General features: G+C 66.3%; 24 protein-coding genes and 1 pseudogene. 14 read left to right on the top strand and 11 right to left on the bottom strand.

Features of this window, described 5'->3' with window-relative positions:
* Positions 1-221: 221 nt before the first annotated feature.
* Together ACVWWN_RS34345 and ACVWWN_RS34340 are read right to left on the bottom strand one after the other, a co-directional pair.
* Complete coding sequence (locus tag ACVWWN_RS34345) at positions 222-1193, bottom strand: sugar-binding transcriptional regulator (protein WP_457147830.1); 972 nt, start codon at positions 1191-1193, stop codon at positions 222-224.
* Positions 1190-2887, bottom strand: a complete 1698-nt coding sequence (locus ACVWWN_RS34340) for a dihydroxyacetone kinase family protein (RefSeq protein ID WP_457147829.1) — start codon at positions 2885-2887, stop codon at positions 1190-1192. The genes ACVWWN_RS34345 and ACVWWN_RS34340 overlap by 4 nt, the downstream gene beginning before the upstream one ends.
* A gap of 185 nt (positions 2888-3072) precedes the next feature.
* On the opposite strand from ACVWWN_RS34340, the gene ACVWWN_RS34335 reads away from it, so the two are divergent.
* The gene (locus ACVWWN_RS34335) at positions 3073-3459 is read left to right on the top strand and encodes a hypothetical protein (RefSeq protein WP_457147828.1); all 387 of its coding nucleotides are present in this window, start codon (positions 3073-3075) and stop codon (positions 3457-3459) included.
* A 58-nt stretch (positions 3460-3517) separates the two neighbouring features.
* Here the strand turns inward: ACVWWN_RS34335 and ACVWWN_RS34330 are convergent, their stop codons facing one another.
* Both ACVWWN_RS34330 and ACVWWN_RS34325 read right to left on the bottom strand, forming a co-directional pair.
* Positions 3518-4903: an aspartate aminotransferase family protein gene (locus tag ACVWWN_RS34330; protein ID WP_457147827.1), complete on the bottom strand. Its 1386-nt coding sequence runs from the start codon at positions 4901-4903 to the stop codon at positions 3518-3520.
* On the bottom strand, positions 4900-5421 hold the full coding sequence (locus ACVWWN_RS34325) for an Lrp/AsnC family transcriptional regulator (protein ID WP_457147826.1): 522 nt from the start codon (positions 5419-5421) through the stop codon (positions 4900-4902). The genes ACVWWN_RS34330 and ACVWWN_RS34325 overlap by 4 nt, the downstream gene beginning before the upstream one ends.
* A gap of 122 nt (positions 5422-5543) precedes the next feature.
* Here ACVWWN_RS34325 and ACVWWN_RS34320 point away from each other — a divergent pair, with 122 nt between their 5' ends.
* The 7 genes from ACVWWN_RS34320 (at position 5544) to ACVWWN_RS34290 (ending at position 13994) form a co-directional block, all read left to right on the top strand.
* A complete protein-coding gene (locus ACVWWN_RS34320; RefSeq protein WP_457147825.1) occupies positions 5544-7049 on the top strand; it encodes a gamma-aminobutyraldehyde dehydrogenase in 1506 nt (501 codons plus the stop codon).
* 44 nt (positions 7050-7093) lie between these two features.
* On the top strand, positions 7094-7771 hold the full coding sequence (locus ACVWWN_RS34315; protein ID WP_457147824.1) for a TetR/AcrR family transcriptional regulator: 678 nt from the start codon (positions 7094-7096) through the stop codon (positions 7769-7771).
* A 177-nt stretch (positions 7772-7948) separates the two neighbouring features.
* Positions 7949-8800 (top strand): transporter substrate-binding domain-containing protein, encoded by an 852-nt coding sequence (locus ACVWWN_RS34310; protein WP_457147823.1) that lies wholly within the window; start codon positions 7949-7951, stop codon positions 8798-8800.
* An 18-nt stretch (positions 8801-8818) separates the two neighbouring features.
* Complete coding sequence (locus tag ACVWWN_RS34305) at positions 8819-9604, top strand: amino acid ABC transporter permease (RefSeq protein WP_457147822.1); 786 nt, start codon at positions 8819-8821, stop codon at positions 9602-9604.
* 8 nt (positions 9605-9612) lie between these two features.
* Positions 9613-10413 carry an amino acid ABC transporter ATP-binding protein gene (locus ACVWWN_RS34300; protein ID WP_457147821.1) on the top strand — a complete coding sequence of 267 codons (801 nt, stop codon included), beginning with the start codon at positions 9613-9615 and terminating at the stop codon, positions 10411-10413.
* A 74-nt stretch (positions 10414-10487) separates the two neighbouring features.
* On the top strand, positions 10488-12098 hold the full coding sequence (locus ACVWWN_RS34295; protein WP_457147820.1) for a gamma-glutamyltransferase family protein: 1611 nt from the start codon (positions 10488-10490) through the stop codon (positions 12096-12098).
* A gap of 75 nt (positions 12099-12173) precedes the next feature.
* A complete protein-coding gene (locus ACVWWN_RS34290) occupies positions 12174-13994 on the top strand; it encodes an amino acid permease (RefSeq protein ID WP_457147819.1) in 1821 nt (606 codons plus the stop codon).
* A 595-nt stretch (positions 13995-14589) separates the two neighbouring features.
* Here ACVWWN_RS34290 and ACVWWN_RS34285 read toward each other — a convergent pair.
* Positions 14590-15108 carry a hypothetical protein gene (locus ACVWWN_RS34285; RefSeq protein WP_457147818.1) on the bottom strand — a complete coding sequence of 173 codons (519 nt, stop codon included), beginning with the start codon at positions 15106-15108 and terminating at the stop codon, positions 14590-14592.
* 236 nt (positions 15109-15344) lie between these two features.
* On the opposite strand from ACVWWN_RS34285, the gene ACVWWN_RS34280 reads away from it, so the two are divergent.
* Positions 15345-16256, top strand: coding sequence for a sigma-70 family RNA polymerase sigma factor (locus ACVWWN_RS34280; RefSeq protein ID WP_457147817.1), 912 nt, complete (start codon positions 15345-15347; stop codon positions 16254-16256).
* On the opposite strand, the pseudogene ACVWWN_RS34275 reads toward ACVWWN_RS34280, so the two are convergent.
* Positions 16222-16863: pseudogene (locus ACVWWN_RS34275) on the bottom strand (carboxymuconolactone decarboxylase family protein); the annotation flags it as partial. The gene ACVWWN_RS34280 and the pseudogene ACVWWN_RS34275 overlap by 35 nt on opposite strands.
* A 261-nt stretch (positions 16864-17124) precedes the next feature.
* On the opposite strand from ACVWWN_RS34275, the gene ACVWWN_RS34270 reads away from it, so the two are divergent.
* The 5 genes from ACVWWN_RS34270 (at position 17125) to ACVWWN_RS34250 (ending at position 20494) form a co-directional block, all read left to right on the top strand.
* Positions 17125-18186, top strand: a complete 1062-nt coding sequence (locus ACVWWN_RS34270; protein ID WP_457147816.1) for a zinc-binding dehydrogenase — start codon at positions 17125-17127, stop codon at positions 18184-18186.
* Positions 18187-18440: 254 nt separating this feature from the next.
* Positions 18441-19112, top strand: a complete 672-nt coding sequence (locus ACVWWN_RS34265; RefSeq protein ID WP_457147815.1) for an adenylate/guanylate cyclase domain-containing protein — start codon at positions 18441-18443, stop codon at positions 19110-19112.
* The gene (locus ACVWWN_RS34260; RefSeq protein ID WP_457147814.1) at positions 19046-19468 is read left to right on the top strand and encodes a hypothetical protein; all 423 of its coding nucleotides are present in this window, start codon (positions 19046-19048) and stop codon (positions 19466-19468) included. The genes ACVWWN_RS34265 and ACVWWN_RS34260 overlap by 67 nt, the downstream gene beginning before the upstream one ends.
* Positions 19469-19669: 201 nt before the next feature.
* On the top strand, positions 19670-20170 hold the full coding sequence (locus ACVWWN_RS34255) for a hypothetical protein (RefSeq protein WP_457147813.1): 501 nt from the start codon (positions 19670-19672) through the stop codon (positions 20168-20170).
* Positions 20171-20323: 153 nt separating this feature from the next.
* Complete coding sequence (locus tag ACVWWN_RS34250; RefSeq protein ID WP_457147812.1) at positions 20324-20494, top strand: hypothetical protein; 171 nt, start codon at positions 20324-20326, stop codon at positions 20492-20494.
* A 6-nt stretch (positions 20495-20500) separates the two neighbouring features.
* Here ACVWWN_RS34250 and ACVWWN_RS34245 read toward each other — a convergent pair whose 3' ends face one another.
* The 5 genes from ACVWWN_RS34245 to sdhC form a co-directional block, all read right to left on the bottom strand.
* The gene (locus tag ACVWWN_RS34245; protein WP_457147811.1) at positions 20501-21277 is read right to left on the bottom strand and encodes an enoyl-CoA hydratase; all 777 of its coding nucleotides are present in this window, start codon (positions 21275-21277) and stop codon (positions 20501-20503) included.
* 35 nt (positions 21278-21312) lie between these two features.
* Positions 21313-22095 (bottom strand): succinate dehydrogenase iron-sulfur subunit, encoded by a 783-nt coding sequence (locus ACVWWN_RS34240; protein ID WP_457147810.1) that lies wholly within the window; start codon positions 22093-22095, stop codon positions 21313-21315.
* Complete coding sequence (sdhA, locus tag ACVWWN_RS34235) at positions 22095-23849, bottom strand: succinate dehydrogenase flavoprotein subunit (RefSeq protein ID WP_457147809.1); 1755 nt, start codon at positions 23847-23849, stop codon at positions 22095-22097. The genes ACVWWN_RS34240 and sdhA overlap by 1 nt, the downstream gene beginning before the upstream one ends.
* A 14-nt stretch (positions 23850-23863) precedes the next feature.
* Positions 23864-24283, bottom strand: coding sequence for a succinate dehydrogenase hydrophobic membrane anchor subunit (locus ACVWWN_RS34230; RefSeq protein WP_457149389.1), 420 nt, complete (start codon positions 24281-24283; stop codon positions 23864-23866).
* 68 nt (positions 24284-24351) lie between these two features.
* Positions 24352-24690 carry a succinate dehydrogenase, cytochrome b556 subunit gene (gene sdhC / locus ACVWWN_RS34225; RefSeq protein WP_457149388.1) on the bottom strand — a complete coding sequence of 113 codons (339 nt, stop codon included), beginning with the start codon at positions 24688-24690 and terminating at the stop codon, positions 24352-24354.
* Positions 24691-24992: the final 302 nt, after the last annotated feature.

Raw genomic sequence — 24992 nt, 5'->3', positions numbered from 1 at the left:
CAAAGGGATGGACGGGGACAGCGGGTGCGGTGATGTTATGGGCGCGCGGTCATCGCGTTAAAGAGGCGATGAACGGAATTGCAGCGCGGGCCCGCCTGCGAACTCAGCGAAGGCAGCATCTGAGCTGCAAGAACGGATTATGACCGGCAGCACATCCCGGCGGGGAGGTGATCTGTATCACTCGGCTGATCCAGCGACCGGGTGGGTAAATGAAAATCCGTTCAGGTCGGTACGGACCTGGTTGCCTGTGCGAGCAGTTCGGCCGCGGCGTCGTCGACGACGAGGTCGGTGACCGCACCGGCGAGCAGGGCGGCGCGGATGATGTCGGCTTTCTCGCCGCCGACGGCGATGCAGAGCCGCCGCGAAATCCGTCTGACGCTCTCGATGGGGAGGCCGCTGGACCGGTTGTTGAGATCGACGAATGCGGTGGTCCCGTCGGCGCGCAGGAAGACGGTGCCCAACTCGCCGACGACACCCTGCTCGGTGAGCGAGCGCAGCTCATCGCGCTGCAGGTAGCCCGCCCGGTACAGATGGCCGGGGACCCGACCGCCGAGGGTGCTGAGCGAGAACACGGCGAGGTCGGCCCGCTGCTGCAGCCGTAGCACGCGTTGCACGGACCGCTCGGCCCACACGGCTTCGCGGGTCTGAGCGGAGTCGAAGAAGGCGGGCACCGGGAAGTGGTGTACCCGCGCTCCCAACGCCGCGCCGAAGCGGCCGAGCGTCGCCGAGGCGTACTCCGCTCCGGAGGAGAACGTGTTTCCGGTACCGCCGACCTGCACGATTTGCAGTCCCGGCACCACGCCGGGGGACAGACTGCGCGCCAGTGTCGAAACGGTGTCGCCGCAGAACACCGCGAGGGTCTGGTCGGGCGCAAGGTGAGTGCGCAACAACGTGGCGCCTTGGGCGGCGGCGTGACGCAATCGGTCGCTGTCGCTGGCGTCCGGCGGTGGGGCCACGACGGTGACGGTGACGCCGTAGCGTTCGGCGATCACCCGCTCCAGGGTGGCGGCCGCCCTGCCCTTGCGGTGCACGATGATCTCGACCAGGCCCGCCGATCTGGCCTCGCTGATCAATCGCGACACCGTGGCGCGCGAGCAACCGAGGCTTTGACTGATCGCGTCCATCGTCAGGTTGTCCACGTAGTACAGCTCGGCCGCGCGTAACGCGGTGGCGTGTCGGGGGATGGTGGTCACGCGAAGTGCTCGGACACCGCGGTCATCACGATCGCGAAGGACACTGCGCCGGGATCGGGGTGCCCGACGCTGCGGGCCGCCAACGGTCGCGCGCGGCCCAGCCGCGGCGTGAGCGATGCGGTCGATTCGGCGGCACGTCCGGCCGCGGCGGCGGCATTCACCCATGCGGCGCCCACGGGCAGCTCCGCGCCCAGATCGGCTTCGAGGCTTTCCACGAACGGCAGGAAGGCGTCGACGAGGGTCTTGTCGCCCAATCGGGCATTGCCGTACGCGGTGACGGCGTCCAGTGCAGCGCGCGGTGCCGCGTGTGGCGCGTCAGGCACCGGTTCCTCATCGGACAATGCCCGGGCTCCGGCGCGTAACCCGTTGCCCCACAAAGCACCTGATGTGCCTCCGGCCCGGTCGCTCCACGCGTCGGCCGCATGCAGCAGGGTAGTGGCCGCCCCCGCACCCTGGGCGACCGCGCGGGCCGCCGCAGCTGCTGCGGCGCGTGCACCGCGGGTCATCACCCGGCCGTGATCACCGTTGCCGGCGAACGTGTCGAGCTCACCGAGCTCGGTCTCGTGTTCGGCCAGCGACCCGGCGACCGATTCGAGCGCGGCGAGAATGCGTTTGGCCAATTCCCGCGATGACTCGCTGGCCTCGGGAATCGGCCGCGCGGCCGGGATGTGCACCGAGCGAACGGTCCCGACGGCAGGTCGGGCAGCCGATTTGCGGTAGGCCGGCGAGGTGGCCGGTGCCGCCCACAGGGTCTCCAGCTCGTCGTCCAGCCAGCTGATCGTCAGGGATACCCCGGCCATATCCAGGCTGGTCACCAGCTCGCCGACCTCGGGCTCGACGATGTCGACCGCTTCACGTTCCAGGCGGGGGGCGATCTCGTTCCACAGCACGAACAGCTCTTCGTATCGCGTGGAGCCCATCCCGTTGAGCAGCACGGTGGCCCGCTGCGCGTGATCCGGACGTTCGGCCAGCACACGAGTGACCAGCAGCTCGGCGAGCTCTGCGGCGGGCAACAGCGGCTCTTCGGAGATTCCCGGCTCGCCGTGCAGTCCGAGACCGACGCCCATCTTGCCCGCTGGAAGCGTGAACAATGGCGCATCGGTCCCTGGCATCGTGCATCCGGTGAACGCGACGCTCAGCGACGACGTGCGTTGGTTGGCCCGCGCCGCGACGATGGCGACCGCGTCGAGGTCGTAGCCGGCGTCGGCGGCCGCCGCGGCGACCTTGATCACGAACAGGTCGCCTGCCGTACCCCGGCGAAGCTTGCGGTCGGCCAGCGGTGCCGAGGCCAGGTCATCGGTCACCACCACGGATCGGGTCGATATCCCGGCGGCGATCAGATCGTCATGTGCCGCTTTGAAATTCAACACATCGCCGGCGTAGTTGCCGTAGGCCAACACCACACCCGCACCGGCGTCGGCGGCGGTCGCGACCGAGATCACCTGATGCGCCGAGGGCGAGGCGAACACATCGCCGACAACCGCGCCGTCGGCCATGCCGGGACCGACCCAGCCGGCGAACGCCGGATAGTGACCACTGCCCCCGCCGATGACGACGGCCACCTTGCCCGGCGCCGGGGGGTCGGCGCGGATGACGCCACCGGGGATCGGCTGCACGAATCCCGGGAAGGCGCGCACGAATCCCGACAATGTCTCGGCGGCGAAATCGCCGGGATCATTGCAGATCTTCGACATCTCACCGCCGTCCTCTACTCGCTTGCTGGCCCGAGTCTAGGGCGAGGTGCGCCGAGCCGGTTGGCCGAAACGGTGGCCGGCCCGTGTTACTGGGATGATGCAGGGGGGCAGCCGGGCGCCCGCCAGTGTCCGGTCGACGTTGAGGAGACGCCATCACACGCGACATCTCGAGGCTGAGCGCGGGGTTGTTGATACCGGCCGCACTGCTACTTGGCGGCTGCGGCGTGCATTCGCCGCCGCCACTCGGGCCGTCGGGGAGTTCTGCCCCACCCGGTGTCGACGATGTGGCCGAGCCCTGGACGCTGGTGAAGGCCTTCACCCACGCACGCCTGCCCGTCGCCCACGCCCGCGACACGACGGCGCAGCGATGTCCCGCGATCGGATGTACGGGGGCCGTGGCCACCGATGCGGTGTCCGTGCTCGTGTTCGGCAAGTCGCGCGACGCGCAACTGTACGAGGCGTCCTCGCATGACAGCTACCAGATCGCCGACGTGGTACTCGAGTTCGCGCCGACCGACCCGCCGGCGCAACGAGCGGCATACGAACACATCGTCGAGCGCGCGGTGAGCTGAGCAGGATGGGCGGTACCCGATGACGGCGGAAGGGGTTCCGCCGTCATCGCGGGCAGATCTAGAGTCGCCGGCTGGCCTCGCCCAGCACGTCGCGCAGAATCTCGTAGATGGCGTCGAATTCCTTCTGCCCGCTGATCAGCGGCGGGGCCAGCTGGACGACTGGGTCGCCGCGGTCGTCGGCACGGCAGTACAGGCCCGCTTCGAAGATCGCCGGCGTCAGGAACCCGCGCAGCAGCCGCTCGCTCTCCTCGTCGTTGAAGGTCGCCTTGGTGGCCTTGTCCTTGACGAGCTCGATCCCGTAGAAGAATCCTTCGCCGCGGACATCGCCGACAATCGGCAAGTCGTAGAGCTGTTCCAGCGTCGCCCGGAACGCGGGCGCCATCTCCTTGACGTGGTCGTTGATGCCTTCCCGCTCGAAGATGTCGAGGTTGGCCAGCGCCACCGCCGACGACACCGGGTGGCCGCCGAACGTGTAGCCGTGGCCGAAGGTGGTCTTGCCGTCGTTGAAGGGCTCGAAGAGCCGGTCGCTGGCGATCATCGCGCCGATCGGCGAATAGCCCGAGGTGAGTCCCTTGGCGCAGGTGATCATGTCCGGCACATAGCCGAAGTCGTCGCAGGCGAACATCGAGCCGATCCGGCCGTAGGCGCAGATGACCTCGTCGGAGACCAGGAGCACGTCGTACTCGTCGCAGATCTCGCGGACGCGTTCGAAGTAGCCCGGCGGCGGCGGGAAACAGCCCCCGGCGTTCTGCACCGGTTCGAGGAAGACCGCGGCGACGGTGTCGGGGCCCTCGAATTCGATGGCCTCGGCGATCCGGTCGGCGCAGTACCGTCCGAACGCCTTGATGTCCTTGTCATACGGTTCGGGAGCCCGGTAGAAGTTCGTGTTGGGCGCCCGGAAGCCGCCCGGTGTCAACGGCTCGAACGGCGCCTTGAAGGCCGGCAGGCCGGTGATGGCCAGCGCGCCCTGCGGGGTGCCGTGATAAGCGATCGACCGCGAAACCACTTTGTACTTCCCGGGTTTGCCGGTCAGCTTGAAATACTGCTTGGCCAGCTTCCACGCGGTCTCGACGGCCTCGCCGCCGCCGGTGGTGAAGAAGACGCGGTTCAGATCGGCCGGTGCGTAGTTGGCGATACGCTCGGCGAGTTCGATTGCCGGCGGTGTCGCGTAGGACCACAGTGGGAAGAACGACAGCGTCTCGGCCTGCTTGGCCGCCGCCTCGGCGAGCTCCTTGCGGCCGTGACCGACCTGGACGACGAAAAGGCCTGAGAGCCCGTCGATATAGCTCTTACCCTTGTCGTCCCAGATCGTGACGCCTTCGCCACGCGTGATGATCGGCGGGGTGATGCCCTCGCCGTGTCGTGCGAAGTGTCCCCACAGGTGGCGATTGGCCTTGGCGGCGAGGTCGCTTGTTACTTCTGGTGCGATATCGGTTGTTGTCATCTTGTACCCCAATTGTATTGCTGCTTAACCAGTTTCAGATATACCAGTGTTTCGGTGGATATCACTCCCGGCAGTGCGCGAATTTGAGTGTTCAGTAAATCGAGCAGACTGTCGTCGTCTTCGCAGACGGCTTCGACGATGGCGTCGAACGACCCCGCGGTGAGTACCACGTAATCGACTGATTCGATGGCGGCCAATTTCTCCGCCACCCGTGTGGTGTCCCCGGTGCACCGGATGCCGATCATCGCCTGGCGGGCGAAGCCCAACTGCATCGGATCGGTGACCGCCACGATCTGCATGACGCCCGCATCCACCATGCGCTGGACCCGCTGCCGGACAGCCGCCTCGGACAGTCCCACGGCCTTGCCGATGCCGGCATACGATCGCCGGCCATCCTGCTGCAGTTTCTCGATGATCTGCTTCGACAATTCGTCGAGCTGGAAAGCCGCGCCAGGCCGAGATTGGTTCACGCGGAATGAGACGGGCGCCATGCCGTGCGATGCACCCGGGTTGGCCATGCATGAGATTGTGCACGGAATCCGTCGTGGCAAGCAACCATCACCATGAATTCCTTCGTTTGAACGACTTCGCGCTGCGGGAATGCGTAGCCGTGGTAGTTGTGGTCGGCTAGCGTTGGCCCATGACTGTTGTTCAATCCAATTCCGTCTCCACCAGCGTGGCAGGCAGCTGGATCGACGGTGCCCCGGTGGTCACCGGAGGCCGCCTGCATCAGGTCATCAACCCCGCGACGGGCAGGTCGGTCGCCGAATTCGCGTTGGCCGCGCCCGCCGACGTCGACCGCGCCGTCGCCTCGGCGCGGGCGGCGCTGCCCGGTTGGGCCACGGCGACGCCGGCCGACCGGTCAGCGGTGCTGGCCAAGCTGGCCGAGCTGGCCGGTGAGCGCGCCGACGAACTGGTCGCCGAGGAGGTCAGTCAGACCGGCAAACCGGTGCGGCTGGCGACGGAGTTCGATGTGCCGGGCAGCGTCGACAACATCGACTTCTTCGCCGGGGCGGCCCGCCACCTCGAGGGCAAGGCCACCGCGGAGTACTCCGGCGACCACACGTCGAGCATCCGGCGGGAGGCCGTCGGTGTCGTCGCGACCATCACGCCGTGGAACTACCCGTTGCAGATGGCGGTGTGGAAGGTTCTGCCCGCCTTGGCGGCCGGCTGCTCGGTGGTGATAAAGCCTGCGGAGCTGACCCCGCTCACGACGCTGACGCTGGCCCGCCTCGCCAGCGAAGCGGGGCTGCCCGACGGTGTGTTCAATGTCGTGACCGGCGCGGGCTCCGACGTCGGCACCGCGTTGGCCGGTCACCCCTATGTGGACGTGGTGACCTTCACGGGGTCGACCGCCGTCGGCCGCAAGGTGATGGCGGCCGCCGCCGTGCAGGGCCACCGTGTCCAGCTCGAACTGGGGGGCAAGGCCCCGTTCGTGGTGTTCGACGACGCCGACCTCGACGCGGCCATCCAGGGTGCGGTCGCGGGGTCGCTGATCAATTCCGGCCAGGACTGCACCGCCGCGACCAGGGCGATCGTGGCCCGCGAACTCTACGACGATTTCGTCGCCGGTGTCGGCGAGCTGATGAGCAAGATCGTCGTCGGCGCCCCCGAGGATCCGGATACCGATCTCGGTCCGCTGATCACGGCGGCCCACCGCGCCAAGGTCGCGGGCATGGTGGAGCGGGCGCCGGGCGAGGGTGGACGCGTCATCACCGGCGGCAGCGCACCGGATCTGCCCGGATCGTTCTACCGGCCCACGCTGATCGCGGATGTCGGTGAGGACTCGGAGGTCTACCGCGACGAGATCTTCGGCCCGGTGCTGGTGGTGCGTTCCTTCACCGACGACGATGACGCGTTTCGGCAGGCGAACGACACCGTGTACGGACTGGCGGCGTCGGCATGGACGCGCGACGTCTATCGGGCGCAGCGGGCGTCCCGTGAGATCAAGGCCGGCTGTGTGTGGATCAATGACCACATCCCGATCATCAGCGAGATGCCGCACGGCGGCATGGGTGCATCGGGTTTCGGCAAGGACATGAGCGACTACTCCCTGGAGGAGTACCTGACCATCAAGCACGTGATGAGCGACATCACGGGCGTCGCCGACAAGGACTGGCACCGAACCGTCTTCGCCAAACGCTAGCGAGGCGCTGCGATGCCGATCCGGCTCGGTGACAGACTCGAGCGGTGAAATACGGCGAGGGTTGGCGGCCGGCGCCCGTCGACTGGTCGTCGACGCGCGGCCGCATCCTGCTCGCCTCGTCGACGTTGTTCGCCCAACGCGGCTACTTCGGGACCTCGACCCGTGACATCGCGGACGCGGTACAGATCAGGCAGCCGTCGCTGTTTCATCACTTCGAAGCCAAGCACGAGATGTTCCGGACATTGGTCGAGCTGGATCTCGGGCCATCGATCGAGCGCATCCGCTCCCGGCTCCCGGAGGATTCGACGTGGGCCGAGAAGCTGCACCTCACCATTGCCTGCGACGTGCGCGAGGTGCTTATCCAGCCGTTCGACGCCCGCGGCCTGTACCAGGACGCCGTGCTCGGGCTGGACGAGTTCGCCGACGAGCGCGAGGGCATCGCGCTGTTTCACCAACTGGTGGAGCAGGTGATCACCGGCGGTCAGCAGGCAGGTGAATTCGTGGTGTTCGAACCGAGCTTCGTGCAGCGGGCCGTGAACGGCGTGCTGTTCGAGACCCTCCGCGAGCAGGGCGGTCCCGGCGGTCGCATCCGGGAACGTCGTCCGCTGCAGGCGGCCGACTTCGTGCTCCGGGCGCTGCTCATCGACGAGACCAGCCTGGATCGGATCCGCGCCGTCACGCAGCACCGCCTGGGAAAATCTGAAGCCGCCCCAGTCCGCTGAGCTGCGGCTATACGTTTGCCAGTTCGGTCAGTCACCCCGTTCCCCGACGAATTTGGGATGAATTTCGCGGAAATGTGGCCTATCAAACGATAGGGGCCTATCGTTCGATAGATCACAGGCGACGCGCACCGACGCGCCGCCCCCCGATCGCCAATCGCCCCCAGCAGTGGAGACATCGTGAACAAGACCGCCGGCATCTGCATCATTTTCTGCGCCCTCGGGCTCGCCCTGTCGGGTTGTTCGTCGTCGTCCGACGACGCGGCACCCGCCAGCACCGGCCCAGCCAAGGTCGCGCCACCCGCGGTCCTCCAGGCGGGTTCGCTCAAGATCTGTGCCCCGAACGACGGCACGCCGCCGAGTGTCTACCACGACGAAACCGGTGCACTGGTGGGCAGCGAGGTCGATCTCGGTAAGGCGATTGCGGCGAAGCTCGGGCTGACCCCGCAGTTCGTCGAGTCCGCCTTCGCCGCGGTGATCCCGACCCTGCAGGCCAAGCAGTGCGATGTCATCATGGCCCAGCTCTACATCAAGCCGGAACGCGAGCAGGTTGTCGACTTCGTGCCCTACGTGTGGTCAGGTACCGGCATCGCGGTGTCAAAGGCGAAGCCGTCCGACATCACCGGCATGGACGACAGCCTGTGCGGCAAGAAGGTCATCGTCGCGGTCGCGACGACGGCCGAATCGCTGTCACAGCAGCAGTCCGACAAGTGCACGGCCGCAGGAAAGCAGGGCGTCGACATCACTCGAAACAGTCACGCCGATGTGTCGATTCAGCAGGTCCAGAACGGCCAGGTGGATGCCTACCTCGACACCGCTGAGTCGCTGGGTTATTACGCGACGAAGACCGGAGCCCAGATTCAGATGGCCGGCCAACCCTTCGGCACCATCAAGATCGGTGCGGCGACCTTGAAGGGAAACACGGAACTGCACAAAGCGATTCAGCAGGCGCTGACCGAACTCGAGGCCGACGGCAGCTACGCCAAGGTCCTCGACCAGTGGGGTCAGTCCGACCTCAGCATCCAGAAGTGATCGCAGGGCCGGGCCACCATGCACTTTGACTGGCAGTTCTTCTGGAAATCGCTGTTCACCCCGAGTGGGCCGTTCCTCGACGGCCTGGTACTGACCATCGTGATCTCGGTGGTGGCGATGATCCTGGCCACGATCGTCGGTCTGGTCATCGCGCTGATGCGGCGCTCCCGATTCGCGGTGCTGCGCTGGTGTGCCAGCGTCTACATCTGGGTGATCCGCGGCACCCCACTGCTGGTGCAGCTGGTGCTGATCTACACCGGCCTTGCTGCCGTCGGCCTCTACCAGTTCCAGGACATCTCGCTGCTCGGCCTGTCCGTCAAGGCGGCGGTGCAGGCCGCGATCATCGGGCTGATGGTCAACGAGAGCGCCTACATCGCCGAGATCATCCGAGCCGGAATGGATTCCGTGCCCAAGGGACAGTTCGAGGCGGCGGCGTCGATCGGCATGAAGCCGGCCAAGGTGATGCGGTGGGTCATCCTGCCGCAGGCACTGCGCGTCATGGTCCCGCCGCTGGGCAACTCATTCAACGGACTGATGAAAACCACGTCGGTGCTGTCCGTCATCGGCGTCAGTGAGATGTTTCTGGTCACCCAGTCGATCAGCTCGTACACGTTCCATACGTTCGAGATCTTCATCGTCGCGGCGATCTATTACCTTGCGCTGACTACGATCTGGACGCTGATCCAGGCTGACATCGAGAACCGGTTGGCTCGTCAGCTGGGCATCGAGCAGCGAATCCGGATCACCCAACGACTCCTCGGTTCTCGCCGGCCCGGGGTCCCTGCCCTGCAGGCGCATGGATGAGGAGAACGATGAATGTGGAGCAATCGACCGTGAGTATCTCCGTCCCGTCCACGGCGGTCGCCGTCTCCGTGCGCGGCGTGTCGTGCACCCTCGGCGGCCGCACGGTCCTCGACGATGTCTCCCTCGACGTGATGCGCGGACAAGTCGTCGTACTCATCGGGCCGTCGGGAGCAGGCAAGACCACGCTGCTGCGGTCGCTGAACCACCTCGAGCAGGTCGACAGTGGCGAGATCCTGATCGACGGTATGCCGATCGGTTACCGCGACACCACCAGCAAGAAAAAGGTGAGCACCGGTGAGCTCGCGCGACGTCGGCGCGAGATCGGCTTCGTTTTCCAGCATTTCAACCTCTTTCCGCACATGACCGCAGCCGAGAACGTGTGGAATGGTCCGGTGCGGGTGCTCGGAACGTCGAAGGACAAAGCGCGCCGCGATGCCCAGGCGTTGTTGGAGCGCGTCGGCCTGGCTGACAAGGCCGAATCGCGACCCAGCCAGCTGTCGGGCGGCCAGCAGCAGCGGGTGGCGATCGCCCGCGCACTGGCGATGCGGCCCAAGGTCATGCTGTTCGATGAGCCGACCAGCGCACTCGACGTCGAGATGGTCGGCGAGGTGCTGGCCGTGATGCGCGAACTCGCCAGGGACGACATGACGATGGTTGTCGTCACCCACGAAATGCGCTTCGCACGTGAGGTGGCGGACCGCATCATCGTGATGGACGCGGGCCGGATTATCGAGGACGCCCCGCCCGGCCAACTCTTCAGCGACCCAAAGCACGAACGCACCAAGGCTTTCCTGTCCACCATCAGCTGACGCGGCGCGCACCGCATCACCGCGCGCCACAAATCCCTGTCCCGCTGCGCTCACAGCAAGGAGTTTCCCTCACCGTGTCCATCCCCTCGTCTTCCACGTCGTCCACGTCGTCCACGTCGTACACCGGAGCGCTCGCCACGCCGCACGCGCTGGCTACCGAGGCCGGGATGAGCGCATACCGGCAGGGCGGCAATGCGATCGACGCGGCGATTGTCGCCGCTGCGGCGCTCACCGTCGTCTATCCGCACAATGTCGCGTTGGGCGGCGACCTCATCGCGCTGGTCCGCACCCCTGACGGAACGGTGCGCTGCATCAACGCATCGGGATGGGCGGGCGCCGCGGTCGACGCGGCAGCGCTACGGAGCAAATACGGTGAGTCGATGCCGGTGCGCGGCGCTGACGCGGTGACGGTGCCGGGCGGCGTGCGGGGCTGGGAGGCGTTGCGTCGCTCCGGTGCCCGACTGACGTGGGATCAGACTTTCGACGCCGCGGAGTCGATGGCCCGGTACGGCGCACCGGTGGCGCCGTCGTTGGCCTCGCACCTGGCGGATCCGGAGAACGCCGACCTGTTCGGCGCCGAGGACTTCGATCGGGTGTTCCGTCCGGACGGCAGGGCCCTGTGTGCGGGCGACGATCTCGTGCAGCCGATGCTGGCGGACACCTTCGCCGCGTTGCGCAAGAACGGACCGGATGCCTTGTACGCGGGCGAACTCGCCGAGCGCTCGGTTGCCTACCTCGGGTCGCACGGATCCTGTCTCACCAGAGAGGACTTCGCCGCTTTCCAACCGGAAGACACCGATCCGATCTCGGTGGCGTTCCGCGGTCTGACCGTGCTGACGAGTCCGCCGAACACACACGGCTTTGTGCTGCTGCGGGCCCTGCGCGCCATCGACGAACTCGGCATCGGTGACCCGCTCGGGGACGGGTTCGGCGTACTGATGCGGGTCTTCCACCGAGGCAACAGGTTGCGTGCGTCGAGGCTGGCCGATCCGCGATTGGCCGACGTCGATGTCGCAGCGCTCATCAACGACGGGCTGCGGGAGACGGCCGAATTGGGTGCCGCACACACCGGCCCCACGTCGGTGCCCCACGGCGACACGGTCGGTGTCGCCGCTGCCGACGGCGACGGGTATGCGGTCTCGCTGATTCAGAGCGTCTATCACGCCTTCGGGTCCGGACTGATCGATCCGGCCACCGGCATCCTGTTTCACAACCGCGGAACCGGTTTCGCCCTGGATGGCGCTTCCCCCAATGTGATCGGTCCGCACAAGCGGCCGGTGCACACCTTGATGCCCGTGCTGACGACGCACCTTGATCGGCCCCGCCACGTCCTGGCGACGATGGGGGGGCAGGGCCAGCCGCAGATCCTCGCGCAGGTGTTGCTGCGCGCCGTTGGCGGCGCGAGCGCCGAGGCTGCGGTCGCCGCTCCGCGGGCCGTCGTCGGGCTTCAAGTCGACGGTGGCACGGCCGACTCGGTGACCGCGGAGTCCGATATCGGTGCGGTGGCGAGAGACTCGATCTCTCGAGCCGGTCTGGCGGTCACCGAGGTGGCCCCTCACACGGAGGCGCTTGGACAGTCCAACGTCGTGTTTGCCGATGCCGAGGGATCGATGACGGCGGCCTCTGATCCACGGTCGGACGGCGCCGCGGTTGTGGCCCATTATCCCCGCCCCTTCGCTTCGTAAGGCCTATCCTCCTAGCGGATGGCCAGCGGCTGAAACGGGTATCCGCTGCTGCGGTCACGCGACGACGGGAGTGCCATGAGTGCAACGCCGGAACTGAAAAAGGCTCTCAACCAGCGGCAGCTGACGATGATCGCGATCGGCGGGGTGATCGGCGCCGGTCTCTTCGTCGGTTCTGGGGTGGTGATGGCCGACACCGGACCTGGCGCATTCATCACCTATGCGCTCAGCGGGATCCTGATCATCATGGTCATGCGGATGCTGGCCGAGATGGCCGTCGCCAATCCTTCGACGGGGTCGTTCGCCGACTACGCGCGTGACGCGCTGGGACACTGGGCGGGCTTCTCGGTCGGCTGGCTGTACTGGTACTTCTGGGTGATCGTCGTCGGTTTCGAGGCGATCGCCGGCGCGAAGATCATTCAGTACTGGATCGACGTCCCGCTGTGGCTGTCCGCGCTGGTCTTCATGGTGCTGATGACGGCCACCAACCTGTTCTCGGTCAAGTCCTACGGTGAATTCGAGTTCTGGTTCGCCGGCATCAAAGTGGCGGCGATCCTTTCGTTCATCGCGATCGGGGCGTGCTTCGTGTTCGGGCTCTGGCCGGGTAAGTCGATGGACTTCTCGAACCTCACCGCACACGGCGGGTTCATGCCGATGGGCGCCGGCGCGATCACTGTCGGCATCGTCACCGTCATTTTCTCGATGGTCGGCGCCGAGATCGCCACGATTGCAGCCGCGGAATCATCGGACCCGGAAAGGGCGGTGGCGAAGGCCGCCAACTCGGTGATCCTGCGGATCCTGCTCTTCTATGTCGGCTCGGTGTTCCTGCTGGTGACGATCTTGCCGTGGAACGACAAGGGGTTGTCCGCCTCGCCGTTCGTCGCCGCCTTCACTGAAATGGGGATCCCCTACGCCGACCACATCATGAACGCCGTGGTGCTGACCGCGGTGCTGAGCTGCCTGAATTCCGGGATGTACACGGCCTCTCGGATGTTGTTCGTCCTCGCCGCGCGCCGCGAGGCGCCGCCGCAGCTGGTTCAGGTCACGCCTCGCGGCGTGCCCGCGAACGCGATTTTGGCGTCGTCGGTCATCGGGTTCCTGTGCGTGATCGCCGCCGCGTTGTCGCCGGACACCATCTTTGCCTTCCTGCTCAATTCCAGCGGCGCGATCATCCTGTTCGTCTACCTGCTGATCTCCATCTCGCAGATCGTGCTGCGCTACCGTGCCCGCGATTCCGAGCTGAAGGTGAAGATGTGGCTGTTCCCGGTGTTGTCGATACTGACGACGGTCGCGATGCTGGCGATCCTCGTGCAGATGTTCCTGGACGACAAATTGCGGTCACAGCTGTTGCTGAGCCTGTTGTCCTGGGCAGTGGTGTTGGTTTTGTTCGGCATCAACAAATGGTTCGTGAAGAGCCGACCCGCGGAAGAGGTTGTCGGCATCGGCGGCGAGAAGCCACACAAGGTGCTGGTGCTGGCCAATCAGAATGTCGACTCAGAGGAGCTGCTCGACGAGCTCCGGCGTATCGAAGCCGATACCAGCGCAACCTATTTCGTGGCGGTGCCGGCCAGTCCGATCGACACCGGCGCAGCGGCCACCCATGGGCCCCTCGATGTGCAGGAGGCCACCGAACACGCCGCGCAGGAGCGGTTGGACCGCACGCTGGCCATCCTGCGGTCGGAGAACCTCGACGCAGACGGTGCGTTAGGTGATTCCCGACCGCTGCGGGCACTGGCGGACGCCGTCGACTCGTTCAGGCCGGATCGGATCGTGATTGCGACGTTGCCGCCCGAGTTCTCGGTGTGGCACCGATTCGACGTCGTCGATCGCGCACGTGCCCAGCATGGGCTGCCGGTCACGCATGTGGTTGCCAGAACTGCGGTTGCCGGCCAGAGCTAGCCGGACGACGATCAAGCGGCGTGGAGGCACCTCCCGCTTGCGGGGGAGTGCGAGCCGCGTTGAGGAGTGCGGCAATTGGCGCTGGCCGGACGACGATCAAGCGGCGTGGAGGCCACCTCGCGCTTGCGGGGGAGTGCGAGCCGCGTTGAGGAGTGCGGCAATTGGCGCTGGCCGGACGACGATCAAGCGGCGTGGAGGCACCTCGCGCTTGCCGGGGAGTGCGAGCCGCGTTGAGGAGTGCGGCAATTGGCGCTAGCCGGACGACGATCAAGCGGCCTGGGGGCCACCTCGCGCTTGCCGGGGAGTGCGAGCCGCGTTGAGGAGTGCGGCAATTGGCGCTGGCCGGACGACGATCAAGCGGCCTGGGGGCCACCTCGCGCTTGCCGGGGAGTGCGAGCCGCGTTGAGGAGTGCGGCAATTGGCGCTGGCCGGACGACGATCAAGCGGCGTGGAGGCACCTCCCGCTTGCCGGGGAGTGCGAGCCGCGTTGAGGAGTGCGGCAATTGGCGCTAGCCGGACGACGATCAAGCGGCCTGGGGGCCACCTCGCGGTTGCGGGGAAGCACGAGCCGCGTTGAGAAGTGCGGCAATTGGCGCTAGCCGACGTCCCCGCGCGGGATCACGATCACCAGCGCGTCGACCCCGGCCAGGATCCGCGCCGCCGTCGAACCCAGGAAGATGCGCGAGGCGCGGCGAACCGGCTGGAGCCCACGACCAGAACATCGCCCTTCATCCCAGTTGAGCTTCTTCAGGGCCGACTCCAGCGTCTTGCCGTCGGCCACCAGCGACGAGATCTCGGGTGAATCGGGCAGTGCGCGAGCGGCCAGCACGAGGTTCTTGTGCGCGGCGGCGACCTGCATCTGGCGGACCTCCCTGGCGCTGTCGGCTTCCGCCAGATTCTCGGCCGATACCAGCGACAGCATCCGGATCGGGAGTCCCGCCACGCGCGCGAGCGTCAACGCGAACGGTAACGGGTTGTCGTCGCGGGGGCGGGTCGGCACCGCGGCGGAGACGGCGTCGATGGTCGCCGGAGGGTCCTCGGCGTATCCGCGCGGGGCGAGGGCGCCCGGGATCGGCGAGCAGTGCAGCAGCGCCCCGGTGACCGAGCCGATCACGTCGCAATACTGTAGGCGGGCGCCACCGCGGACAGTCCGATGACGACGTTGCCGACGAGGCCGAGGGCACCGCCTGCAGGCCCTTGTCGCCGACGGCGGGGGCCTCGGACACCTTGATTGCCACGCGCGCGATATACGGTTTGAGTTGTTGCTGGGTGGTCTAACCGGGAAAACGTCGCAACTAGGGGGCTATGCGACGAAATCGATCGCCGTTGCTCGCCAACTATGCTGACAAGATGACCGCGAGCACGCGAGTCGACGAATTCGAGGCGCTGCGGCCGCATCTGCTGGCGGTTGCTTACCGGCTCACCGGCACCGTCGCCGACGCCGAGGACATCGTGCACGATGCCTGGCTGCGGTGGGACGGCAGCGAGCCGGGTGATATTCACGATCTGCGGGCCTGGTTGACCACGGTCGTGAGCCGGCTGAGCCTTGACCGGCTACGGTCTGCCGCGCACCGCCGCGAAACCTACGTCGGTGAATGGCTGCCGGAGCCCGTGGTGACTGGTTTCGACGGCAGCGATCCGCTCGCGGCGGTGGTGGCCGGTGAGGATGCCCGTTTCGCGGCGATGGTGGTGCTCGAGCAATTGACGCCAGATCAGCGGGTGGCGTTCGTGCTGCACGACGGATTCGCGGTGCCGTTCGGGGAGATCGGTGAAGTGCTCGGCGTGAGCGTCGCGTCGGCCAGGCAGCTGGCGTCGCGGGCGCGCCGGGTGGTGGCGTCGGCGCCCCTGCCGGCGGCCGACGAGACACACAACGAAGTGGCCGGTGCGCTGATGGCCGCGTTCGCCGCCGGCGACATGGACGCCGTTGTGCGGCTGCTGCATCCGGAGGTCACATTCACCGGCGATTCGAACCGCCGCGCGCCGACGGCGGCACGGGTGATCCACGGCCCGGACAAGGTGGCACGGTTCCTGTTCGGGCTGGCGCAGCGGTACGGGCCCAACTGGCTTGCATCGAATCAGCTGGCGATGGTCAACGGCCAGCTGGGGAGCTACACCACGGGATCGGCCGTCGACGCAAGCTATCCTGCCGTGACTGCTCGGGTGACCGCCATGACGGTGCGCGACGGAAAGGTCTGCGCCATCTGGGATATCGCGAATCCCGACAAGTTCACCGGCTCGCCGATCGCCCGGAATCCCCGGTAGCGGCCCAGGGCACCCGGCACGCGTCGCCCGAATTGAACCCCTGCTCGGTGATGCCCAGTGCCGAGTACATGCGCGCCCGCATGTTCTCCACGCCGATCTGATAGGTCAGCTCGATGACGCCCGCGTCGCCGAAGCGCCGGCGCAGGTCGGACACCTGCTCGTCGGTCACGGTGTGGGGGTCGGTGGTCATCGCATCGGCATACGCGATCGCCGCGCGCTCGTCGTCGGTGTACCGCGGTGAGGTGGCGTACTCGTCGATGTCCTTCAGCCGGTCCACGTCCAGGCCCTCCAGCCGGATCAGCATCGAGCCGAAGTCGACGCACCACGAGCAGCCGATGGTGCGGGCGGTCCAGAACACCGCCAGTTCACGCACGCTGGCGGGCAGCTTCTTCGACCCCGACTGCAGCAAGGTTTCGTGCACGGCGTTGGCCATCATCAGCCGGGGATGGTGGGCGGCCACGGCGAAGGGTTCGGGCACCTCGCCGAACCGGCGCTTGGCCATCCGATAGAAGATCCTGGTCAGCAGGGATGCCCGCTGCGGAGGCACGGGGTCGATTCGGATTTTCTGTGTCATACCCGTTAGACGAGACGGCGTCCGGATGTGTGACAGCGTTCGCCGAGACTGCGGGGAGATCGCGCCGCGGTCGATTTTCGCGATCTGTGAGCAGTCTCGGCGAGCGTGTTGATCCCTTCGGCTCTGCTCCCGGGGCCCCGAAACTGCGGGCAGATCGTGTAAACGCGCGAATCGGCGATCTGTGAGCAGATTCGGCGACTGGCCCTAACCGATAACAAGAATGTGACAGGTTATAGGGAAGCGATTAGCCTGCTACCCCGAAACGGTAAGAGGTTGTCCAGAAACGGAGGTGCCATGGCGGCGACGAATCTGGAGGCCGCGTCGACTTCCACGCTCCCGGCGGCGCCCGCAGTCGTGCGCGAGGCGCCCGGCGGCGAGACCATGCGGGCGATCATCCTGGAGAAGTTCGGCGGACTCGAAAGCCTCGTCTACACCGACATCCCCAAGCCGCTGCCCCGGGACGGTGAAGTCACCATCAAGATCAAGGGATTCGGGCTCAACCACGCCGAAATGCACATGCGCCGGGGTGAGTGGGCGGAAGCGGCGGAGGTGAGCGGCATCGAATGCGTCGGCGTCGTCGATGCGTGCCCGACGGATGAATTCCCGGTCGGTTCCAAGGTGGCCGCGCTGATGGGCGGGCTCGGCCGCACCATCAACGGCAGCTACGCCGAGTACACCCGGGTGCGCGCCTCCAACGTCGCCCTCATCGAGTCCGGCCTGGGGTGGGCGCAACTGGCCGCGCTGCCCGAGACCTACGCCACCGCCTGGACCTGCCTGTTCCGTAATCTCAACCTGACCGAGGGCCAGACCGTGGTGGTGCGGGGCGCGACGTCGTCCTTCGGCCAGGCCGCGGTCAAGCTGGCCGTCGCGGCCGGTGCGCGGGTCGTCGCCACCACCCGCAGCCGTGACCGCTTCGCCATGCTCGAGCAGTTCGGCGCCGAACGGGTCGAAATGGAGATGCCGGACCTGTCCACCCGAATCGCCGCGGCCAAACAGATCAACGCGGTTCTCGATCTGGTCGGCAACAGCACCATCCTCGACTCCCTGAACATGCTGCGCCGCGGCGGCAGTGCCTGTCTGGCGGGATGGCTCGGCGGACTCGCGCCGATCGCCGACTTCAATCCGCTGCTGCAGATGCCCAGTGGTGTGAACCTGACGTTCTTCGGCAGCTTCGTGTTCGGGACGCCCGGATTTCCGCTGTCCGACGTGCCGCTACAAAGGGTCGCGCGGCAGATCGAGGACGGCAGGCTGCACGCCGAACCTGCCCGGGTCTTCTCGTTCGACGAGATTCGCGAAGCGCATCGCGTGATGGAAGCGGGACAAGCCGGCGGAAAGATGGTCGTCGTTCTCGACTGAAGTCGCCTGGTACGGGAGCGGCGATGACACGTGGCGACGTGGACGCCGGGGCCTGTGTGTCGTGCGGTGGGCAGCTGGTCGCGAACGCCAGGTTCTGCAGACAATGCGGCGCGCCGGCTCACCAGTCCGCCCAGCCGACGGAGTATAGGTAGGTGACGGTTGCTGTTCGCCGATGTGGTCCGGTCCATGGACATCGCGGCGGCGCTCGGACCTGAACGGCTTCGCGAGATCATGGCCGAGCTGGTGGAGCGCCGGTGGCGTTCGAGGATCATGCGGTCCGCGCGTGCCTCGGGCACTTGGCGTCCAAGACGGGGTGCAGCTTGGCCGTCAATGTCCGCGAGCGCGATGGGGCCGACCTCCAGTTGCGGGTGGGGCTCAACTCCGGTGAGGTGTTCGCGGGCCAAATGGGCGCCCCCGCTGTCGGTTACACGGCAATCGGCGAGCAAGTCGGGATGGCACAGCGGATGGAGTCGGTCGCCCGGCCCGGCGTCGTGATGCTCAGCGCTTCCACGGCGCGACTCGTCGAGGGTACGGCCGCCATGGGCGATGCCGAGTTCGTCTCGATCAAGGGGGCGGAAGAACCGATCCCGGCCCGACGGCTTCTCGGCATGGACGGACGCCGTCGCGCTGCGGGCCGTGACGATTCGGCGTTCGTCGGCAGGCGCTGGGAGATGGCCGCTGTCGAAAGCTTGTTGGATGGAGCGGTCGAAGGCCACGGCACGGTGGTCGGGCTCGTCGGACCGGCCGGAATGGGAAAGAGCCGCGTCGTTCGGGAGATCACAGCCATCGCGCAGCGCCGCGGTGTCGAGGTGATCACATCTTCTGTGAGTCACACACCCGCCAGGTCCCATTGCACGCCGTGGGACGGCTGTTACGCGCCGCCGTCGGGGTGGAGGGTCTCGACGCGGCGTCAGCGCGCAGTCTGATCCGCGTCGCTGCGGCGGACATCGATGATGCGGACCTGCTCCTGCTCGATGACTTGCTGGGCATCGCCGATCCTGACGCGGTGCTGCCGCCGATCGATCCCGATGCCCGTCGCAGACGACTGACGGCTCTGGTGAACACCGCAGCGCTGTCCCGTCAGTCACCGGCGGTCTCTGTCGTCGAGGACACTCACTGGATCGAGGCGGTCAGCGAGTCGATGTTGGCCGAGTTTCTCACGGTCGTCACCCAGGCGAGATTGCTTGTGCTCCTGACTTATCGACCGGAGTACCAGGGGGCGTTGACACGGGTATCCGGTGCCAGACCATTTCCCTTGCGCCTCTGCGGGCTGCCGCGCTGACCAAGGGTCTGCTGGGCGCCGACCCTTCGGTGGCCGATATCTGCACGACGATTGCCGACCGCGCGGTCGGTAATCCCTTCTTCGCCGAGGAGATCGTCCGCGACGACGTGGGGGGTCGGCGGCGATGTCGCCGACAACGGATTCCACGAACTGCGTGCCCTGTGCGAGGGCGTTGGCGACGAACTCTCTCTGGCAATCGCGATGTACGGTCAGATCGTCGGGCTCGTCTTCTCGCTTCACTATTCCGAAGCCTCGCTGCTCGCGTCAGAACAACTCGCCCTCCTAGAGAAGATCCCCAATGCTGAGGTGGCCCTGGGCATTATCCACAGAGCGGTGTTGGCGAAGCTCCACAGCGGCGAGCGGTCCGAGGCATATCGCGTCGCGGACTGGGCGATCGGATTGCTCGACGACGATCCCGTTGCCCGATCGACCGTCGGTGGTTCCGCACTCGCGGCAACCCTGCTCTGGCGCGGCGTCGCGGGAATCAGCTTGGGCCATATCGCGTGGCACGATGATCTTCGTCGGGCTATCGAGATCGAGCAGTCAATCGACGCAGAAGGTGTGTCCCTGGTCTTCCTGATGAGCATCGCCGGCATGGAATTCCTGCAGCGTGGTCGCGAAATGCACGTTCAGCAGCGTGTTTTGGTGAGGCATCGAGAAGGCGCGGTCGATACTCGAGACCTTGATCGAGAGCGAGGATAAGTTCGTCCGGGGTAGAGCGACGGCGACCCTGGTGCAATCGCTGTTACTGCGAGGGCAGGACGCTGACCTGAGAGAGACCGCCGCCGAGATCGAACGGCTGGCGGCTGTGTCGATCGACCCCCGATCCGTGCAACAAACATCGAGATGCTGGCGATGCGTGCTCTGATCGCTAGAGCACGCGGCTATCAAGTCGCCTTCCGCGACTATGCCGAGGGGTACCGCACAAGAGCCGTTTCCCTTGGCTTCACGGGGCACATCGCGATCGCCGAGGAGACGCTCAGCGCGCCAACATCGGCGCGCGCCGAAACCGACGCCTGGATGTAGCGGCAGTCAGCCCTCACGGTTCATGAAGGTGACCATCAGCTTCCGCGGTTCGCCGGTGGCGAAGGCATGTGCGAATTCCGCCACGCTGTTGTCGATCGAAATCTCCAGTGGTTCGGCCTCCCACTCTCTCAGCAGACGCTTCTGCTGGCGCAGCACCCGCTGGCCGAGCCCTGCCAGCAAGTCCGCTACACGTGCGACTTCGACATCAAGGTCCGTGAGCGGAACCACGCGGCTGACCAATCCCGCCGACAGGGACTCGTCGGCATCGAAGATCTCGCCCGTCAGCAACAACCATGCGGCACGGGCATGGCCGATCAGACGGGGCAACAGTGCGGCGTGAATGACGGACGGTATGCCGACTTTCACTTCTGGCATGCCCAGTTTCGCGTCATCGGAGGCAATGCGAATGTCACAAGCCAGGACGAGTTCCAAGCCGCCGCCGAGGCACCAGCCAGGCATGCGGGCGATCACCGGCGTGGGGAAGTGCCGGACGGCGTCGCACAGCGTGCGCAGCCGGCTGATGAATTGCTCTGCGGACGTGCTTGTCAACGATGCCATCTCGTTGATGTCCGCACCACCGGTCAAGCCTTTGTCACCTGTGCCACGGAGAATCAGAACTCGGACACCGTCGTATTCAGCCAGTGCCTGAACCGACCGAGTCAGGTCTGCGATGACCGGTGTACTGAGAATGTTCAACGACTTGGCTTCACGGATCGTCACCAGAGCGATCCCGCGGTCGTCTATCTCGACGGCGGCGTGGCGGCTCGAAAGGTCTGCGCTCATCGATGTGGCGCGCACTCCGGTCGCATCCCCGCCGGTCAACGCGCAAACATCAACGCGCGCTTGACCTCCTGGATCGCCTGGGTCACTTGGATGCCCCGCGGGCAGGACTCGGTGCAGTTGAAGGTGGTGCGGCACCGCCACACCCCGTCGACCTCGTTGAGGATGTCCAGACGCTCCGCGGCGCCTTCGTCGCGGCTGTCGAAGATGAACCGGTGCGCGTTGACGATCGCGGCCGGGCCGAAGTAGCTGCCCTCGCTCCAGTACACCGGGCAACTCGTGGTGCAGCACGCGCACAGAATGCACTTGGTGGTGTCGTCGTAGCGGGCGCGGTCGGTCTGGCTCTGAATGCGTTCCCGGGTGGGCGGATTACCGCTGGTGATCAGGAACGGCTTGATGGCCCGGTAGGCGTCGAAGAACGGCTCCATGTCCACCACGAGGTCCTTCTCCACGGGCAGTCCGCGGATCGGCTCGATGGTGATGGTCAGCTGCTTGTCGGGATTCTTCGGCAGCATGTCGCGCATCAGCACCTTGCACGCCAACCGGTTGACGCCGTTGATGCGCATTGCGTCCGAGCCGCAGACGCCGTGCGCGCAGGACCGCCGGAAGGTCAAGGTGCCGTCGAGGTACCACTTCACGTAGTGCAGCAGGTTGAGTAGTCGGTCGCTCGGCAGTGACGGGACGCGGAAGCTCTGCCAACCTCCCGAGTCGGCATGAGCGTCCGGATCCTCGGGATTGAACCTGGCAATCTTCAGTGTCACCATCACCGACCCCTCGGGGACCGGCGGGGTGTCCTGCTTGTCGATAACGGGCGCGCTCATCAGTATTTCCGCTCCATCGGCTCGTAGCGGGTCTGCACCACAGGTTTGTAGTCCAGGCGAATATCCGAAAGCAGATCGCTGCCCTCCTTGTAGGCCATGGTGTGACGCATGTAGTTCGTATCGTCACGGTTCGGGTAATCCTCGCGGGCGTGGCCGCCGCGCGACTCCTTGCGGTTGAGCGCGCCGACGACGGTCACCTCGGCCAACTCGAGAAGGAAGCCAAGTTCGATGGCCTCGAGAAGGTCGCTGTTGTAGCGTTTCCCCTTGTCGTGCACCGATATTCGCGCGTAGCGCTCCTTGAGACCGTGGATATCGGTGAGCGCCTGCTTCAACGTCTCCTCGGTGCGGAACACCGCGGCGTTGTTGTCCATCGACTGCTGCAGAGCCCCGCGGATGTCGGCGACGCGTTCGTTGCCGTGCTCCGAGAGGATGTCGCCGACCCAGCCCACCACCATCTCGGCCGGCCTCGGCGGCAACTCGACGAAGTCATGGCCCAGTGCGTAATTCGAGGCGGCGATGCCCGCGCGGCGGCCGAACACGTTGATGTCCAGCAGCGAGTTGGTGCCCAACCGGTTCGCACCGTGTACCGACACGCATGCGCACTCACCGGCGGCGTACAGGCCCGGCACGATCGTCGTGTTGTCGCGCAGCACCTGCCCGTTCACGGTGGTCGGAATGCCGCCCATCACGTAGTGGCAGGTGGGGTAGACCGGCACGAGTTCCGTTACCGGGTCGACGCCCAGGTAGGTCCGGGCGAACTCGGTGATGTCGGGCAGTTTCGCCTCGAGAACGTCGGCGCCCAGGTGGCGCACGTCGATGTAGACGTAGTCCTTGTTGGGTCCCGCGCCGCGGCCCTCGAGCACTTCGAGGACCATCGACCGGGCGACGATGTCGCGGGGCGCGAGATCGACGATGGTCGGTGCGTAGCGCTCCATGAAGCGCTCCCCGTCACCGTTGAGCAGACGCCCGCCCTCGCCGCGCACGGCCTCGGAGATCAGGATGCCCAGGCCGGCCAGTCCGGTCGGATGGAACTGGTGAAACTCCATGTCCTCCAACGGAAGTCCCTTGCGGAACACGATGCCCAAACCGTCGCCGGTCAGGGTGTGGGCGTTGGAGGTCGTCTTGTACATCCGGCCCGATCCGCCCGTGGCGAACACGATCGCCTTGGCGTGGAACACGTGGATGGCGCCGGTGGCCAGCTCGTAGGCGATGACGCCGGTCGCCACCGGCCCCGAGGGCGTCTCGGTCATGGCGACGTCGAGGGCGTAGAACTCGTTGAAGAACTCGACGTCGTGCTTGACGCAGTTCTGATAGAGCGTCTGCAGGATCATGTGGCCGGTGCGGTCCGCGGCGTAACAGGCCCGGCGCACCGGTGCCTTGCCGTGGTCGCGGGTGTGGCCGCCGAACCGGCGCTGGTCGATGCGCCCCTCGGGAGTGCGGTTGAACGGCATCCCCATCTTCTCGAGGTCGAGCACCGCGTCGATGGCCTCCTTGGCCATGATCTCGACGGCGTCCTGGTCGGCGAGATAGTCGCCACCCTTGACGGTGTCGAAGGTGTGCCATTCCCAGTTGTCCTCTTCGACGTTGGCCAGTGCGGCGCACATGCCGCCCTGGGCCGCGCCGGTGTGACTCCGGGTCGGATAGAGCTTGGTCAGCACCGCGGTGCGGACTCGCGGGCCCGCCTCGACCGCGGCACGCATGCCTGCGCCGCCTGCGCCGACGATGACGACGTCGTAGCGATGTTCCTGAATCATCGGACCGTTCCCTCTCACGAGATGTTCGCGTCGAAGGTCAGCAGCACGTACGTGCCGAGCACCAGGGTGAAGGCCATCGACAGCGCGAGCAGCGTGTTGAGCCAGAATTTCGTGGAATCCTTGCGGCTGTAGTCGGCGATGATCGTGCGCATGCCGTTGCCGCCGTGCAGCTGCGCGAGCCACAGCAGCAGCAGATCCCAGGTCTGCCAGAACGGCGATGCCCAGCGTTGGGCCACGTAGTTGAAGTCGATGCGGTAGACCCCGTTGTCCCACATCAGCATGACGAACAGGTGGCCGAGCGCGAGGAACACCAGCACGATGCCGGAGAACCGCATGAACAGCCACGCGTACTTCTCGAAGTTCGGCATGCCGCCGGCGCGCCGCGGTGACCGCGGGTTGTCGAGACCGGCCGGCCGGTCGTGACTGCGCTGCATGACGGGCGCCGGACCCCCGCGGTCGTTGATGTGGTCATACGGGTTCTCGCCCCGGACCGCTTCGGTGCTCATAGGAACCTCTCCGCCATGTGCATGCCGAGCACGCCCAGCGCCGGGATCATCACGGCCAGCCAGACAGCGGCGATGATCCACAACATCAACCGTTGGTAGCGCGGGCCGTGCTGCCAGAAGTCGATCAGGATGACCCGCAGTCCGTTGAGCCCGTGGTAGAGCACGGCGGCGACCAGGCCGACCTCCATCAGGCCGACGAGCGGGGTCTTGTACGTCTCGATGACCTCGTTGTAAGCCTGCGGGCTGACCCGCACCAGCGCGGTATCGAGCACGTGCACGAACAGGAAAAAGAAGATGGTGGCACCCGAGATGCGGTGCAGTACCCAGGACCACATGCCCGGGTCGCCGCGATAGAGAGTGCGCCTGCGCGACGCGGATCGCGGAGCCGGGACGCTCGGGCTGCCCCCGGGTGTCGGTCCGGAAGTTTGAGTACTCATCTGGCCTCCAACGCCATCGGTGGACGCTTGGGCTTGGAGCCGCCGCGCGGCCACATCGGTCGCGGCGGAAAACCCCAGCCCAAACCTCGGGGCGACTCTAAACCCAGTTGTACTGCTAAACGAACTACCGTTTAGCCGTCGGCGCATTGGAAACGCTAAAAGTTAGGGTTACCTACACTCGTCGCCGGCCCGCGGAGTGG

The organism is Mycobacterium sp. URHB0021 (genome assembly GCF_054057895.1).
Note: the sequence above shows the minus strand (reverse complement) of the source record. Positions and strands in the feature narration are given on the sequence as shown.